Source organism: Rhizobium mulingense, from assembly GCF_029194105.1.
In the GTDB taxonomy this organism is placed as follows: Bacteria; Pseudomonadota; Alphaproteobacteria; order Rhizobiales; family Rhizobiaceae; genus Rhizobium; species Rhizobium mulingense.
In genome coordinates this window covers 735550-749571 of the sequence record NZ_JARFVE010000004.1, presented here as the reverse complement: position 1 = coordinate 749571, position 14022 = coordinate 735550, and the positions used below count along the sequence as shown (strand labels likewise).

15 protein-coding genes and 2 pseudogenes are annotated in these 14022 nt (G+C 63.0%); 4 read left to right on the top strand and 13 right to left on the bottom strand.

The window, feature by feature from the left end:
- Nucleotides 1–102: 102 nt before the first annotated feature.
- The 3 genes and pseudogenes from PYR71_RS12545 to PYR71_RS12535 all read left to right on the top strand — a co-directional run.
- Nucleotides 103–870, top strand: a pseudogene (locus PYR71_RS12545) (helix-turn-helix domain-containing protein); the annotation flags it as partial.
- Nucleotides 871–928: 58 nt separating this feature from the next.
- The gene (locus tag PYR71_RS12540; RefSeq protein ID WP_064682402.1) at nucleotides 929–1327 is read left to right on the top strand and encodes a hypothetical protein; all 399 of its coding nucleotides are present in this window, start codon (nucleotides 929–931) and stop codon (nucleotides 1325–1327) included.
- Complete coding sequence (locus PYR71_RS12535) at nucleotides 1328–1687, top strand: VOC family protein (protein ID WP_004669769.1); 360 nt, start codon at nucleotides 1328–1330, stop codon at nucleotides 1685–1687.
- Between the two features lie 6 nt (nucleotides 1688–1693).
- On the opposite strand, the gene PYR71_RS12530 is transcribed toward PYR71_RS12535, so the two are convergent.
- The 7 genes from PYR71_RS12530 to PYR71_RS12500 all read right to left on the bottom strand — a co-directional run bounded on the left by PYR71_RS12530 (nucleotide 1694) and on the right by PYR71_RS12500 (nucleotide 8056).
- A complete protein-coding gene (locus tag PYR71_RS12530) occupies nucleotides 1694–2383 on the bottom strand; it encodes a PAS domain-containing protein (protein ID WP_275619611.1) in 690 nt (229 codons plus the stop codon).
- A gap of 176 nt (nucleotides 2384–2559) precedes the next feature.
- The gene (locus PYR71_RS12525; protein WP_275619610.1) at nucleotides 2560–3492 is read right to left on the bottom strand and encodes a lipid A biosynthesis lauroyl acyltransferase; all 933 of its coding nucleotides are present in this window, start codon (nucleotides 3490–3492) and stop codon (nucleotides 2560–2562) included.
- Nucleotides 3493–3498: 6 nt separating this feature from the next.
- Nucleotides 3499–4527: a zinc-binding dehydrogenase gene (locus PYR71_RS12520; protein WP_183913284.1), complete on the bottom strand. Its 1029-nt coding sequence runs from the start codon at nucleotides 4525–4527 to the stop codon at nucleotides 3499–3501.
- Nucleotides 4528–4677: 150 nt separating this feature from the next.
- Nucleotides 4678–5964, bottom strand: a complete 1287-nt coding sequence (locus PYR71_RS12515; protein WP_097579746.1) for a beta-ketoacyl-ACP synthase — start codon at nucleotides 5962–5964, stop codon at nucleotides 4678–4680.
- 10 nt (nucleotides 5965–5974) lie between these two features.
- Complete coding sequence (locus tag PYR71_RS12510) at nucleotides 5975–7180, bottom strand: beta-ketoacyl-ACP synthase (protein WP_275619567.1); 1206 nt, start codon at nucleotides 7178–7180, stop codon at nucleotides 5975–5977.
- Nucleotides 7177–7659, bottom strand: coding sequence for a 3-hydroxyacyl-ACP dehydratase FabZ family protein (locus tag PYR71_RS12505; protein ID WP_275619566.1), 483 nt, complete (start codon nucleotides 7657–7659; stop codon nucleotides 7177–7179). Before PYR71_RS12505 ends, PYR71_RS12510 begins: the two co-directional genes overlap by 4 nt.
- A 118-nt stretch (nucleotides 7660–7777) precedes the next feature.
- Nucleotides 7778–8056, bottom strand: coding sequence for an acyl carrier protein (locus PYR71_RS12500; RefSeq protein WP_003540486.1), 279 nt, complete (start codon nucleotides 8054–8056; stop codon nucleotides 7778–7780).
- Between the two features lie 213 nt (nucleotides 8057–8269).
- Between PYR71_RS12500 and PYR71_RS12495 the strand changes: the two are divergent.
- Nucleotides 8270–8679: pseudogene (locus PYR71_RS12495) on the top strand (helix-turn-helix domain-containing protein); the annotation flags it as partial.
- A 29-nt stretch (nucleotides 8680–8708) separates the two neighbouring features.
- Here PYR71_RS12495 and PYR71_RS12490 read toward each other — a convergent pair.
- The 6 genes from PYR71_RS12490 to cobA form a co-directional block, all read right to left on the bottom strand.
- Nucleotides 8709–9137, bottom strand: coding sequence for a L,D-transpeptidase (locus tag PYR71_RS12490; RefSeq protein ID WP_275619565.1), 429 nt, complete (start codon nucleotides 9135–9137; stop codon nucleotides 8709–8711).
- A 150-nt stretch (nucleotides 9138–9287) separates the two neighbouring features.
- Entirely contained in the window at nucleotides 9288–9488 is a 201-nt protein-coding gene (locus PYR71_RS12485; protein ID WP_275619564.1) for an ECs_2282 family putative zinc-binding protein, read from the bottom strand.
- Between the two features lie 88 nt (nucleotides 9489–9576).
- A complete protein-coding gene (cbiB, locus tag PYR71_RS12480; RefSeq protein ID WP_077989322.1) occupies nucleotides 9577–10557 on the bottom strand; it encodes an adenosylcobinamide-phosphate synthase CbiB in 981 nt (326 codons plus the stop codon).
- Nucleotides 10554–11639 carry a threonine-phosphate decarboxylase gene (locus PYR71_RS12475; RefSeq protein WP_275619563.1) on the bottom strand — a complete coding sequence of 362 codons (1086 nt, stop codon included), beginning with the start codon at nucleotides 11637–11639 and terminating at the stop codon, nucleotides 10554–10556. The genes cbiB and PYR71_RS12475 overlap by 4 nt, the downstream gene beginning before the upstream one ends.
- On the bottom strand, nucleotides 11636–12943 hold the full coding sequence (locus PYR71_RS12470) for a cobyrinic acid a,c-diamide synthase CobB (RefSeq protein ID WP_183913273.1): 1308 nt from the start codon (nucleotides 12941–12943) through the stop codon (nucleotides 11636–11638). The genes PYR71_RS12475 and PYR71_RS12470 overlap by 4 nt, the downstream gene beginning before the upstream one ends.
- The gene (cobA, locus tag PYR71_RS12465) at nucleotides 12940–13779 is read right to left on the bottom strand and encodes a uroporphyrinogen-III C-methyltransferase (protein WP_275619562.1); all 840 of its coding nucleotides are present in this window, start codon (nucleotides 13777–13779) and stop codon (nucleotides 12940–12942) included. The genes PYR71_RS12470 and cobA overlap by 4 nt, the downstream gene beginning before the upstream one ends.
- Nucleotides 13780–14022: the final 243 nt, after the last annotated feature.

The following is a 14022-nucleotide window of genomic DNA, read 5'->3' as shown; positions in this document are numbered from 1 at the left end:
CAACCTGCCATCTGATCGGCAAGCAGCGATGTGGCGTGACCTGCCCGTAGCGCATCCGCAATGCCTATCTCATGCTATCATGGGTCTTTCGGGAGATAGTGCGTGGCAATTCTCCTGGCGGCCCGCGCCGGCCGCTATCGCGAATATGCGCCACCGCCGGCGTTGCGGCGCCATTTCAGTCGGCTCTGGTCGAATTCGCTTCACGACGGTCCACCGGCAACGGTGGCGATCGTGCCGGACGGCTATTGCGATCTGCTATGGATCGACGGCCGACTGGTCGTTGCCGGGCCTGACAGAACGGCGGCTTTTCCCCTTATCCGACCGGGCACAACCGTCATTGGTGCGCGGTTTGCACCCGGCGCCGCCGCACCCTGGCTGAAGACGCCGCTCTCGGCGCTGGTCGGCTGCTCGGTGCGGCTCAGCGACATCGGCCGGAAGGGCACGGCGGAGTTTGAGGCGCGGCTGGAAGATTGTCGCGACGCTGCGGACGCGATGGCGTTGTTCGCCCGACTGCTCGAAGAAGCCGCGCGCGTAGAGGAGGAGCCCGCCCCCGACGCCGCGGTGATTTTTGCCGCCGCCGAAAGCGGCTGCTCCCCGTCCAGCCTGCCCTACCGGCTCGACATCAGCGAAAGACAGCTGCGCCGCCGCTGCCACCAGCATTTCGGCTACGGCGCCAAGACGCTGGAACGCATCCGCCGGTTTCAGCGTTTCCTCGATCTCTGCCGCAGATCGCACGCGATGCCGCTGGCCCATCTTGCGCTCGAAGCGGGTTTTGCCGATCAGGCTCACATGACGCGCGAAGTCGGCGAACTCTCATGCCTGACGCCCGCCGTCATTTGCGATCAGCTCAACGCGCGGGAACTGCCGGATGACCGTTTTCGGGTCGGGCTGTTACTCTCGCTCGACCACTATCAAGGACCTGCAAGCCATGTCGACGATGCCCGCAAAAATCATCCACCAATCGATCGAGCGTGACTGGCGCGACGTCTACGACTTCGCCGGCAAGCCGGAGAATATGCCGCTCTGGGCCTCCGGCCTTGCGACCGGTCTCGAGCCCAATGGCGCCGACTGGGTCGCCCATGGACCTCTCGGCACCATCAAGGTGAGCTTCGTGCCCGCCAATGAATTCGGCGTGATCGACCATACGGTGACGATAGAATCCGGTCTCAGGGTCTATAATGCGTTGCGCATCGTGCCGAACGGCGATGGTTGCGAGATCATGTTCACGCTGCTGCGTCTGCCCGGCATGACCGACGCGCAGTTTTCCGCCGATGCCGCCCATGTCGAGAAGGACCTCGCCATGCTGAAAGCCCTGATGGAGAGATAGATGGCCGATAAGTCAGAAAACCACGATCGCCGCATCGATTATGTCGAGTTCAACGTCGCCGACATCGCCGCCGCCAAAGCCTTTTACGGCTCGGCCTTCGGTTGGCGTTTCACCGATTACGGGCCAAACTATTGTGAATTCGACGATGGCCGTCTGAAGGGCGGCTTCACCGATTTCGGGCCCGTGCGCCCGGGCGGCCCGCTTGTTGTCGTCTATGCCAATGACTTGGAGGAGGTGCTGACCTCAGTGGAAAGGGCCGGCGGCACGATCTGCCGGCCGATCACCGACTTTCCCGGCGGCCGCCGCTTCCATTTCCTTGATCGAGACGGTTATGAGCTCGCCGTTTGGGCGACTGCATAAGTTGAATCACCGATCCATCACGATCAGAGCGCCGATCACCGTGCCGCCCGCTTCGCGCAGCGGCGACATGCGACAGCGCACCTGCCGCGATGCGCCGCCGGTCGCCCGCTCATAAGTGTAGTCGATCTGCTCGCCGGCAAAGCAGGCATCCAGCTTACGTTTAGCGCATCCGGCAAAGCGTTCTTCGCCGATGAATTCGGAAATATGGCGGCCGATGAGGTCCATCGGCTTCCTGTTGAGATGGGCGCTGTTGGCCGCATTGGAATAGAGATAGCGATAGTCCCTGGTCAGCACCGCTACCCGATCCGGCAGGCTTTCGAGGATCGCCGCATTGAGAAACTGGCCGTTGTCGGTGTCGGGCACATAGGCTGCCGGCGGCTCGATGCGGACATCCTGCGGTGACGGCACCCGCCAGTCCGGCGCATGCGTGCCGAAATAGCCATCAAGCAGGTAGGAAAGCACCGCCGTATATTCCCGGACGCTTGCGCTGTCGTCGGCGTCCCGGGCGATAAGATGGCTGACGAACTGCAGCTGCATGTAGACATCCAGTAGATTGGCTGCCCGGCATGCGAGGATCGCCTCGACCAGCGGCTCGACATGCCGGTCGAGCGACATGACGCGCTGGTCGTCGCCCAGGCGTATGGCTTCTTCTATTTGCGTGCAACGCAAGGAAAAGGCTCGAAACAGCTCCAGCAAGACGCCTCTCACTCCCATTGTCCCAAGCGGTGTGTCCATAAACCGATATGGCTGCATGCGCCTTACGGTAGATTTTTCTCGCGCCCTGGTGGTGACGGGTAACATGAAGTGTACTCGGTTTCAATCCGAGAGCACCTGCCGCTTTTCACCGCTGATAAATTGGGGGGTGGACCTTCTTACGCGAGCGTCTTCTTGATCTGCCAGCGGTCGTGATACCAGAGCCACTGTTCCGGATATTCCCGCACCCAGCTTTCCACCTTGTCGTTGAGCAGCTGGGCCGCCGCCGGCAGGTCGAGATTGCCTTTTTCGTCGCGCGGCATATCGAGTCGTGGTTCGATTTCCAGGCGGTAGCGGTTTCCCGGCAGGCGAATGCAGCGCGCCGGATAGACCTCGCAATCGAACTGGCGCACCAGTTTCGGCAGCAGCGGATTGGTCTTCACCTCGCGCCCGAAGAAGGTGCCCTTCAGCCCCTTGCTGAATTTCTGGTCGACGAGCACGCCCACGCCCTGGCCCGCCTCCAGCTGACGCGCGAGCGCGAAGGAGGAACCGGCATGAGACGGCACCAGCTTGCCCATGCGGGCGCTGCGGAAATCGAACACTTTCTTGGCGACGTAAGGGTTGTTCGGCGGCCGGAACAGCACGGTCACCGTCAGCCCGAAGGCAGCACCCGCCACCGGCAGCAGCTCGAAATTTGCGGTATGGCCGGTGAACACGATGAAGGGGCGCGGATTGTCGCGCAGGTCAAGGAAGATCGGAATGCCCGAGACCTCTACCCTGCCCGGCTCCGACTTCTCGGGATCGTAATCGAAAAGTTGGTCGAGGAAGACGTATTCGGCCGCAAGCCTTCCCATATTGCCCCAGCTGGCCAGCGCGATCTCCTGGATCTCGGCCTCGCTCTTCTCGGGAAAGGCGTTGCGCAGATTGGTGAGCATCAGCCTGTGGCGGCGGGTGCGCCGGCCGAGGCGGCGCATCACCCTCTCGGCAAAGCGGATCGCGCCGTCGGCCGGAAACAGCTTCAGCAGGTTCAGGAAGCCGAACATCGCCTGCGCCACCAGCCATTGCTGGGAATTCCTGAGCGCCAAGACGATCCGGGTGATGATCAGCTTCACGAGCACTCAATCCATCTTCAGGATGATCTTGCCGAAGATCTGGCGCGATTCCATCCGCTCCAGCGCCCGATCGATATCGTCGAAGCCGACTTCGGTATCGATGACGGGATGGACGAGCCCACGGCCCATCTTCTGCATCGCATCCGCCATGTTTTCGATGCGGCAGCCGAAGGAGCCGAGGAGCTTCAATTGCTGCTGGAACAGCATCATCAGGTTCATTTCAGTCGAAACGCCGGAGGTCGAGCCGCAGGTGACGAGACGCCCGCCGCGCTTCATGCAGAGCATCGAACCGGCCCAGGTATCCTTGCCCACGTGTTCGAAAACGACGTCGACGCCCTTCTTCTTGGTGAGCTTGCGCACGACGCCTTCGAAGCGGTCGGTGCGGTAGTTGATGACGTGATCGGCGCCGAGCGCCTTCGCCTTCTCGATCTTGTCGTCGGAGCCAACAGTGGTGATGACGGTGCAGCCGATCTTCTTGGCAAGCTGGATCGCCGCCGTGCCGATGCCGGAGCCGCCGGCATGGACGAGGATCGTTTCGCCGGGCTCGAGCTTGGCATTATCGAACAGCATGTGCTCGACCGTGCCGAAGGTGACGGGCGCAAGCGCAGCCCCAATGGCATCGACGCCGGGAGGAGCCGGAACGAGCAGGCGCGCCGGCAGATTGACCTTCTCCTGCGCGAAACCGTCGAGATGGAAACCGTGCACGCCGGAAACGTGTTCGCAGAGATTGTCACGGCCTTCGCGGCACGGGCGGCAGAGCCCGCAGGTACGCGCGCCGTAGATCGAGACCAGCTGACCCGGCAGCACGTTGGCGACGCCAGGGCCGATGGCTTCGACGACGCCGGAGGCCTCCGCGCCGATGACGAGCGGCATCTTGCGCTTGGCGAATGCCATGCCGCGCCAACCCCAGACATCGATATGGTTGAGCGCCACCGCCTTGACGCGCAGCGTCACCTCGCCGGCGGCAGGCGCCTCCGGTTCCGGCAGGTCGGTGATCTCAAGCTTGCGGTCATCGATCAGTTGCAGCGCGCGCATGATGTATAATTCTTTCTTCTACGTGGATCGTCGTCATGCTCGGGCTTGTCCCGAGCATCTGCCAGCGGTCATTGAGTGACGAAAGTAGATCCTCGGGAAAAGTCCGAGGTTGAGTCAAAAACCGCTTCGTCCAAAAATCAAGGAGGGTCTCTAAGCCGGTTCGAGCGCCATGACAAGGCTGGCATTCTGCCCGCCGAAGCCGAAGGAGTTGGAAAGTACGGCCGAAACCTGGGCTTCCCTCTTCTTGTTCGGCACGACATCGAGCACGATCGACGGATCGGGATTGTTGTAGTTGATCGTCGGCGGCAGCGTGCCCGTCAGCATCGTCTGCAGCGAGAACACCGCCTCGACCGCTCCTGCCGCCGTCAGCGTATGGCCGATCATTGACTTGTTGGACGACACCGGAATGCCGACCAGCTTCTCGCCGAAGACGGCGGACATCGAGCCATATTCCATCTTGTCGTTCTCAGGCGTCGAGGTGCCGTGCGCGTTGATGTAGCCGATGCCGCTTTCGTCGATACCCGCATCGGCAAGCGCCGCGCGGATCGTCGCGATCGCGGGGCCGCCGTCGGGCGAAGACCGGGTGCGATGGAAGCTGTCGGCCTTGTCGCCGGCGCCCTTCATGATGCCGAGCACCTTGGCGCCGCGGGCGACCGCCGATTCCAGCGATTCCAGCACCAGCGTGGCAGCGCCTTCAGCGATGACGAAGCCGTCGCGATCCTTGCTGAACGGCTTGGAGGCCTTGGTCGGCGGATCGTTCTGCGTCGAAAGGGCCGACAGCAGCGAGAAGCGGATCAGTGCTTCGGCGCTTAGCGATCCATCCGTCGCAACGGTCAGTGCGCGGTCGGTACGGCCCTGGCGGATTGCCTCGATGCCGAGCTGGATCGCCGTCACGCCGGAAGCACAGGCCGTCGACAAGGTCACGGGAAGGCCGCGCGTGCCGAACCGGTCGGCGAGGCGCTCGGAAATCGCGCCGAACAGGGCCGCCTCGTGAAAGGCAGGATCCGGCCGCTGACGCAGCGCCGTCAGGAAGCGCTCATAAGCATCGCCGGGATGGTCGGCAGCCGGCGAACGGTCTGCAAGTTCGAAACGGGCGCTCCATTCCGGCTCGATCGGCGGCGCGGCAAGGAACAGCGGGCCGTTGAAATCGCCTGATAGACCGGCATCGGCCAGCGCCTCGATGGTCGTCTCGCGCGCAAAGGCATAGGAGCGCTCGACGGCGTTCGGCACGGGAATCTCGATGAAATCGACGGTGCCGGCGATCCGGGTCGACAGGCCTTCGGTCGGAAAGCGGTTGATCGCGTGGATCCCCGAGGTGCCGGAAGAAAGGGCTGCCCAATTGTCCTTCAAGCCCTGGCCCAGCGACGTGATGATGCCCATACCGGTCACTGCGACGATCGGCCGGCCGAGATGATCCTTGTAAGCGGAAGCTGTCATATCTCTATCCTCACGCCTCTGCGGAAAGAACGGCGACGCCCTCGCCGCGCTGGTGTCCGACCGTCGTTACGACGGCGGCCCTCGTGCCCGCCTTCATCGGCGCTTCATGAGCAGCGTCGAAGGGCGGAACCTTGGCCTTGGCATCGATGGCAAGGGCTGCGAGCGCCAGCCCCAGCGGGAAATGCGCCTCGATCGTGTGACCGGACACGCCGCCGAAGCCGCGGATTGCAGCACCGGGAAGCTGATGTTTCAGCACTGCCTTTTCGCGGGCGGCGATTTCATGCATGCCGGTCGAGCCCGAGAAGATTGCCGTGCTGTCCGGCGGCAGGTCGGCGGCAGGCTTCAGCAGCCGCTCCATGCGCACTTCGAAATTGCCGGCGCTACGGCTGCCGCGGTCGCCCTCGACGGCGCTGATCGTCGCATAGATATGCGCGCCGCGCTCTTCCGCATGCTTGCGCGATTCCAGCACCAGGAAGGCGCCGGCCGAACCGGTGATCATGCCGCCGCCTTCAAGGCCGGAGCGCGACCAGAGCGGTGCCCATTCGTCGCGCGTATGCGCGCCGATCGCTTCAGTGAGCAGGATCATGTCGGGACGTTCGGCAGCAAAGGCGCCGCCGACGAGCGCATGGGTGGATTCACCGGAACGGATGCGCCAGAACGCCGTCTCGACGGCGGAAACGCCTGAGGCTTCCTCGCCCATGAAGGTGCGCGAGGAGCCGGTGACCTTGTGAACGATGGAAATGTTGCCGGCCAGCAGGTTGGAAAGCTGCGCCAGGAAAAGCGTCGGCCTCAGCTCCGTCGTCAGCTTCTCATTGAGCAGCAACTCCCGGTCGTTGCGCTTCAGGCCCTCGTCGACGATCAGCGTATCGACGTTGATGTCGCGCTCGCCGCCGCCAGCCGCCACGATCATGTCCATCGTGCCGCATGCCTCGATATTGTCCTTGAAGCCGGCATCGTCCAGCGCGAGCCCTGCGGCGAAGACGCCGATGCGCTGCCAGTTTTCCATTTGACGCTGGTCGCCGCGCTTGGCGATCTGCTGCGACCAGTCGATCTCAGGCAGCGGATGCACCGGATAGGGTTTGAATTTCTCGGTCTCGACGATCACCTTCGGCGCACTTTCGGCCGAAAGCAGCGCGATATGTGCCTCCTTGCCGACGCCCTGACAGGTAACGATGCCGACGCCCGAAATGACGACGTCGTTTGCAGCCTTGCTCATCCAATCACTCCCTGCGCTGCGATCGCGTCGAGAAGCCTGACTTCGCCGGCGCGTTTTTTCACGATGTCGCCGAGCGGCACCTCGCTGAAGGGCATGGTGCGCAGTTTCAGTTGCGCATCGCAGACCTTCTTGCCGCCGCTGGTGATCTTGGCCTTGGTGACCGCGAAACCCGAACCGTCATGCTCCAGCACAGCTTCGATATCAAGCACGGCTTCCGGCTCGACAAAGGTGCGCATCTTGGCGCCGTCGACCGACATCAGGAAGGGCATGGCGGCGAAATTGGTGGCGGCAAGCACGAGCATGCCCGAAGCCTGCGCCATGGTCTCGATCAGGAGCACGCCGGGAACCAGCGGCATGCCGGGAAAATGGCCTTCGAAGACGGGGCTCTTGGCCGGCACGACGGATCGCGCCGCAAGCGTCCCCTTCTTCAGGTCCACCGCTTCGACGCGGTCAATCATCTGGAAATATTCCAGCAGCATTCGGATCCTCCGGCCCGACGGGCAAAATCTGCCCGCCGGTGACGCCTACTTAGGAACGAAACCGCCCGGCCGCCATATTCAGGGCGGCAGGGCGTTCGAAAAAAGACTGATATGTCGCTCAGGCCTTGGCCGCTTTGAGCTCGTCGATCTTGGCGCACAGGTTCTTCAGCACGAAATACTCTTCAGTGGAAACCTTGCCCTCATTGACTTCCTGCGTCCACTTTTCGAGCGGAATCTTGATGCCGAATTCCTTGTCGATCGCAAAGACGATGTCGAGGAAATCGAGGCTGTCGATACCGAGGTCGTCGATCGTATGGCTCTCCGGCGTGATCGTGGCACGATCGATCTCGCTGGTTTCTGCAATAATGTCGGCAACTTTATCGAATGTAGCGGTCACGCGCTGTACCTCATGAAATGACGATTTAGACCTCCTCATAGGCAAATCCACTTCAAAAGCCAATGCTTTCGTCCGGGCGTTGCGGCAATTTGGCAATGAGGTGTTGCCTAAACAGCAATGGAGTGCCGGACGTTGCGGAGTGTTGCACGCCCACGAAATGCGATGCAAGGCCGTCTCGGCGCGAGAGGGGCGGCTGTCCGAATCGAATAGATGACTTCCTTGGCCGAGGCGGCCACCGTCGCCGAAATTTGTGTTTTCCCCCGCACCCTGCTCGACCGCATGACAGCGGAGACGCCGGAGCTGCAGCGCAGCCTTCACGATCAGGCGCTCAACGAACTGGATGTTGCGCGCGAATGGATGTTGGCGCTCGGCCGGCGCACAGAGGAGGAAGAGGTCGCAAGCCTGCTCCACGTCATCGCCACCCATGCGAGCCGCAGACCGCCATCAGCACCATCCTTGACCCGCCGCTGTCGCGCACCGAAATTGCTGATTTTCGTGGGCTGACGATCGAAACCGTGAGCCGGCAGATGACCAGACTGCGCAAGCGGGGTGTCATCCCGAACGAGAACTCTAGACATATCGTCGTTCCCGATATGGATGAACTGCAGAAGGTCAGCGGATAACGGTCTCAACCGCGGGATTCAGAGCCAGATCAGCGCGTGATGACCACCCGGGTATTGGCGAGACCTGCCTCCCGCGCCAGTGAAAAGAACTCCGCCGCATTATCGGGATGCAGGCGAACGCAGCCATGCGAGGCCGGCCGGCCGAGACGCTCCAGATCGAAGGTAGCGTGAACCGCGTAACCGCCGTTGAAAAATACCGCGTAAGGCATCGGCGCGTTGTCGTATTTGCGGGAGCGGTGATCGCGCGACAGCCATTTGGCGCTCCACGAGCCGGTCGGCGTGACATAACCATTGCGCGCGGTCGAAACCTTCCAGCGATACTTGACGAAGCCGTTCTCGGTGACGGTCATCGTCTGCTTACCGATGCTGACATTGGCAACGAGCGTTGCTGCCTCAGCCGCCACCGGAGAAAACTGCAGCAATAAACTTGTGGCCGCGGCCGCAAAAATCGCCTTCATGATAACCCCTCTTCGCACCCGCGCAGTTTGATTGCGCCCTCACGACAGAGAGACTACGACGATACTTATTATATAGCTTTAACCCGAATGGTAATCACAATTCTAACGAGCGAAAGCGTAACCGAGACGCCGCAAGAGGGCGGCGCTTGTTCACTGAAGCTTACGCGCCGCCGACGGCCGCTTGAGCTGCTGGTAAGCCTTGTTCATCTTCTCGCGGATCGAGGCCATCGTCCCGAGATTATGGCCGCACGCCGCGCAGGTGATGATGTCGGCCTCCCGGATCTCGGGGCGCTCGAATTTCATCTTGGTGCTCTTGCACTTCGGGCACGGCAATTCAACCTGGACTGTCATTGCTCTTTTCCGGTCTGATTAGAGATGGGAGGCGCTTCGCATAAACCTTTGCGGCGGGAGTGTCCACTGCGGTGCCTCACGGCACATTCTACAGGAAACATAAAAACAGTCCGAAGATCAGACCGGTAAGCACCATGCAGCTGGCATAGAACACCGACACACCGTCCTCGATATCGCCGGCGGTGGCAACGTCCCGGCCGGCGTTGTTGATCATCGGCTCAGTCACGATGACACCGCCGTAGATGCGCGGGCCGGCGAGCTGGACGTTGAGAGCACCGGCCATTGCCGCCTCCGGTCGGCCGGAATTCGGCGAGCGGTGCAGGCCGCCGTCGCGCATCGCCACCCGGATCGCCTCGCGGCAGGGGCTCATGCCGCGCCGGATCCAGGCGCCGGCGGCAATCAAAAGGACGGAGAGCCGCGCGGCCGGCCAGTTGGCGATATCGTCCAGCCGAGCCGCGGCCCAGCCGAAATCGATGTATTTTTCCGACCTGTGGCCGATCATCGAATCCGCCGTGTTCAGCATCTTGTAAGCGAGCAGGCCCGGCAGCCCGAGGACGGCATACCAGAGGGCCGGCGCCACGACGCCGTCGGAGAAATTCTCTGCAAGGCTTTCGATTGCCGCGCGGCAGACGGCCGGCTCGTCGAGAGTCTCGGGATCGCGGCCGACGATGCGGGAGACGGCGTTCCGGCCCCCGGCAAGCCCCTCGCCGCGCAGGGCCGTGGCGACGGCCGCGACATGATCGGCCAGGCTCTTTTGCGCCAAGAAGATTGCCACCAGCCCGGCCTCCAGCACGAGGCCGGCGAGGCCGAAGAGCGCGAAAAACCGGTCGAACACGAAGCCTGCAGCAATCGACAGGACAAGCAGCGCCAGGATCGCCGCCACGCCGTTCATCCGGCGCTGAGAGCCCGTGAGGCTTGAGGGATTGAGCTGCTGGTCGGCGTAAGAGATCGCCGCGCCGAAGATGACGACGGGATGTGGCACCCGTGACCACAGCCATTGCGGATCGCCGACGATCCGGTCGAGCAGCAGCGCCAGAAGCAGCACGAGGAGGTTTTCGTCGATCATCATCGCTCAAATCCTTGAAGGGCTGCGCCAAGCCGCCTGTCCGCCGCCGGATCGGCTGTCAACCCGAAACGCAGCCAATCCGGCGCATAATCGAACTTGCGGACGAGAATATGATGCCGGCAAAGATGCGTGTAAATGTCGCTCGCCCTGCTATCGGCGACAAGCGTGAACAATGCCGTTCCCCCCCTGATCCGCAACCCGGCCGCGCTCAGCGCCGCCTGCAGCGCGGCGCTGCGTTCATCGAGACAACGGCGAATCGCAGCCACATCCGAACCAAGCAGCGAGGCGGCAAGCGACAGCGCCGGGCCGGAGACCGCCCACGGGCCAAGCCAGTCCTCGAACCGCGCGAGAATATCGTCGCGCGCGATTACAAAACCGAGCCGCAGGCCGGCAAGCCCGAAGAACTTGCCGAACGAGCGGAAGATTATCAGATTGGAAAGGTCTTGCGCGCGGGCCGCGAGGCTTAGCACCGGATCAGTATCCCCGAAAGCCTCATCGACAACAAGCAGCCCGTTTGCCGATTTCATCCGGTCGTGTAGAGCTGCCAACGCTTCGGCCGGCCATATCCGCCCGTCGGGATTGTTCGGATTGACGACGACGGCAAGCCGATATTGACCGCCGATCGCAGCGATATCGTCGACCGAGTCGACGGCAAAACCGGCCGAGGCGAAGGCGCGCGCATATTCGCCATAAGTCGGCGACACCACGGCGACTTTGTCGTCCGTCACGGCAATCCTATTGTCCGTCACGGCGACTTTATCGTCCGTCACGGCGACCCTATCATCCGTCACGCCGAGCTGGCGTCCCTGTCGAAGCAGGCGCGGCAGAAGCTGAATCACTGATTGCGTGCCCGGCACCGGCAGCGGCAGCATCTCGCCGCTGTCATAATAATCCTGCGCCGCCCGCCTTGCCTCGTCGACCAGATAGCTGTCCGGCAGACGGTGCCAGGCCCTTGTCGGGATCTCCGGCAGGGCGAGCGGGCATGGATTGATGCCGGTGGAAAGGTCGAGCCAGTCCTGCGGCCTGCCGCCAAAAGCGGCGGCTGCGGCGGTGATGCCGCCGCCATGAGCGATCGGCGCGCTCATCCGGTCGCTTTCGCAAGGTCGATCAGATGCATGTAGGAGCCCGCCACCTGGCCGCGCCGGAGCCCGACAGCACCGAGATCAGTGCCGAGCGCATCCTGCGCAGTAAACAGCCGCTTCCCCTCCCCCTCGGAGACGACTGTTGAATAGTGGAATTCATGCGCCGTCATGGTCCGCGCGAAGAAGGCGCCGTCGAGCGGGGTCACGCGGCGATAGCCGAGATGGCGCCGGCGCTTGGCATAGCTGGTGACAACAGGCAGCAGGCCGAGCATTTCGTGGCGCCTGCCCTCCGCATCGATCAGCCCATCGCCCAGCACCATGTAGCCGCCGCACTCACCGTAGATCCGAATGCCGCGCGCCGCCGCATCGAGCATGCCGGCGCGGAAATTCTGCGCTTGGGAAAGCCGCCCGGCATGCAGCTCGGGATAACCGCCCGGCAGATAGATCGCATCGGCATCAGCGGCCGGCGCCTCGTCGGCAAGCGGCGAGAAGAAGGAGATATCCGCCCCGCGCCGCCGCCAGCCCAGCAGCATATGCTCATAGGAAAAGGCGAAGGCAACATCGCGCGCCACGGCAACCCGGGCGCCGATCGGCATCAGTCGGTCGATATTGGCCGCAGACGGCCGGTTGAGGCCCTGCCTCGCGATGCGCAGCAGGAATTCGAAATTGCATTCCTCGGAAACGGCGTCCGCCGCATGGTCGATGAAATTCTCGAGGGTGGCATGTTCGCCGGCCTGGACAAGGCCGAGATGGCGTTCCGGCAAGGCCAGCGCCTTGTCGCTGCCGATCACCGCGATAACAGGCATGCGGATCGCTTCGAGCGCCTGACGCAGCATCGCCTCGTGCCGCTCGCTGCCGACCTTGTTGAGGATGACGCCGGCAACGCGCACATCGGCGCGGAAGCCGGCAAAACCTGATACCAGCGGCGCCACCGACTGCGACATGCGCGAGGCATCGACGACCAGCACGACGGAAAGACCGAGCTGGGCGGCAAGATCGGCCGCCGTCCCCTTCCCGTCCGCCGCCCCGTCGAACAGCCCCATCATCGCTTCGACCACGAGAATGCGGTCACCGGAACGGTGGAGCGTGGCATTGGCCGAGATCAGCTCCGGTCGCATTGCCCAGGGGTCGAAATTCAGGCAGGCCGTTCCGTTTGCCGCCGCATGGAAGGCGGGATCGATGTAATCGGGCCCGGCCTTTCCCGGCGCGACCGCGATGCCGCGCCGGCGAAGCGCCCTCAGCAGCCCAAGCGTTACCGTCGTCTTGCCGGCGCCGGAGGAAGGGGCTGCGATCAGGAGTCCGCTCATGCCGTCACCTTGCCGGAGCGCCCAAAAGGATCAGGCTGCAGCCGCCTGCCTGCAAGGGCGCCGAGCCAGTCGAGCGAGGCCCGCAGCCGCACCACTTCACCGACCACGACGATCGCCGGCGGCTCGAGCCCGGAGGCTTCAGCTGCATCGGTCGCTGCGCCGAGCGTCGTCTCCAGCACCTGTTGCGCGCCGGTCGCCGCGTTGCAGACGAAAGCCACGGGCTCGGACGCCGAGCGGCCCGACGCCATTAGATTGGCGCTGATCTGGGCGATATGCTTCATCGCCATATACATGACGATGACGGGAGAACCCTTGCCGATCGCTTCCCAATTGATCGCATCGGGCACAATTCCGGAGGAATCATGGCCGGTGAGAAAGGTCACGGCATGATTGATCTCCCGATACGTGACCGGAATGCCGGCATAGGCAAGCCCGCCGATGCCGGCGGTAATGCCCGGCACGATGCGGAAGGGTATGTTGTGCTCGACCAGCGTCAGCGCCTCTTCCCCGCCCCGCCCGAAGACAAAGGGATCTCCGCCCTTCAGCCGCAGCACTCGCTTACCGGCGCGCGCCAGCTTCACCAGCCGGAGCGAAATATCCCGCTGCTTGGCAGACGGCTTGCCGCCACGTTTGCCGGCATATTCCAGTTCCGCGCCTGGCCGTGCAAGCTTCAGACAGTCCTCGTTGACCAGCGCGTCGTGTACGACCACATCCGCCTCTGCCAACCCCTTGGCGGCAAGCAGCGTCAACAGCCCGGGATCGCCGGGACCGGCCCCAACGAGCCAGACACTGCCCGGCTCCAGCGCCGGCAAATGTGAGAATGGGCTGTTCATCATTTTGTTGATCTAGGCCCACCAAGGATCAAGGTCAACGCCGCCCGCGCCACCTCACTTGAAGTTGCTGAGACGGCAATGACTCACTTTACGAGGAAACGGATTCGAGTTCTCGGAAAAGCCGGGCAAGGCTATGAATGTTATAATGAATAACGCTCACCTCCATCGCATCGTCATCCTCGGCCTTGTGCCGGTCTGCTGCCCTAACAAACGGAGGCAGATGCTCGGGACAAGCCCCAGCATGAC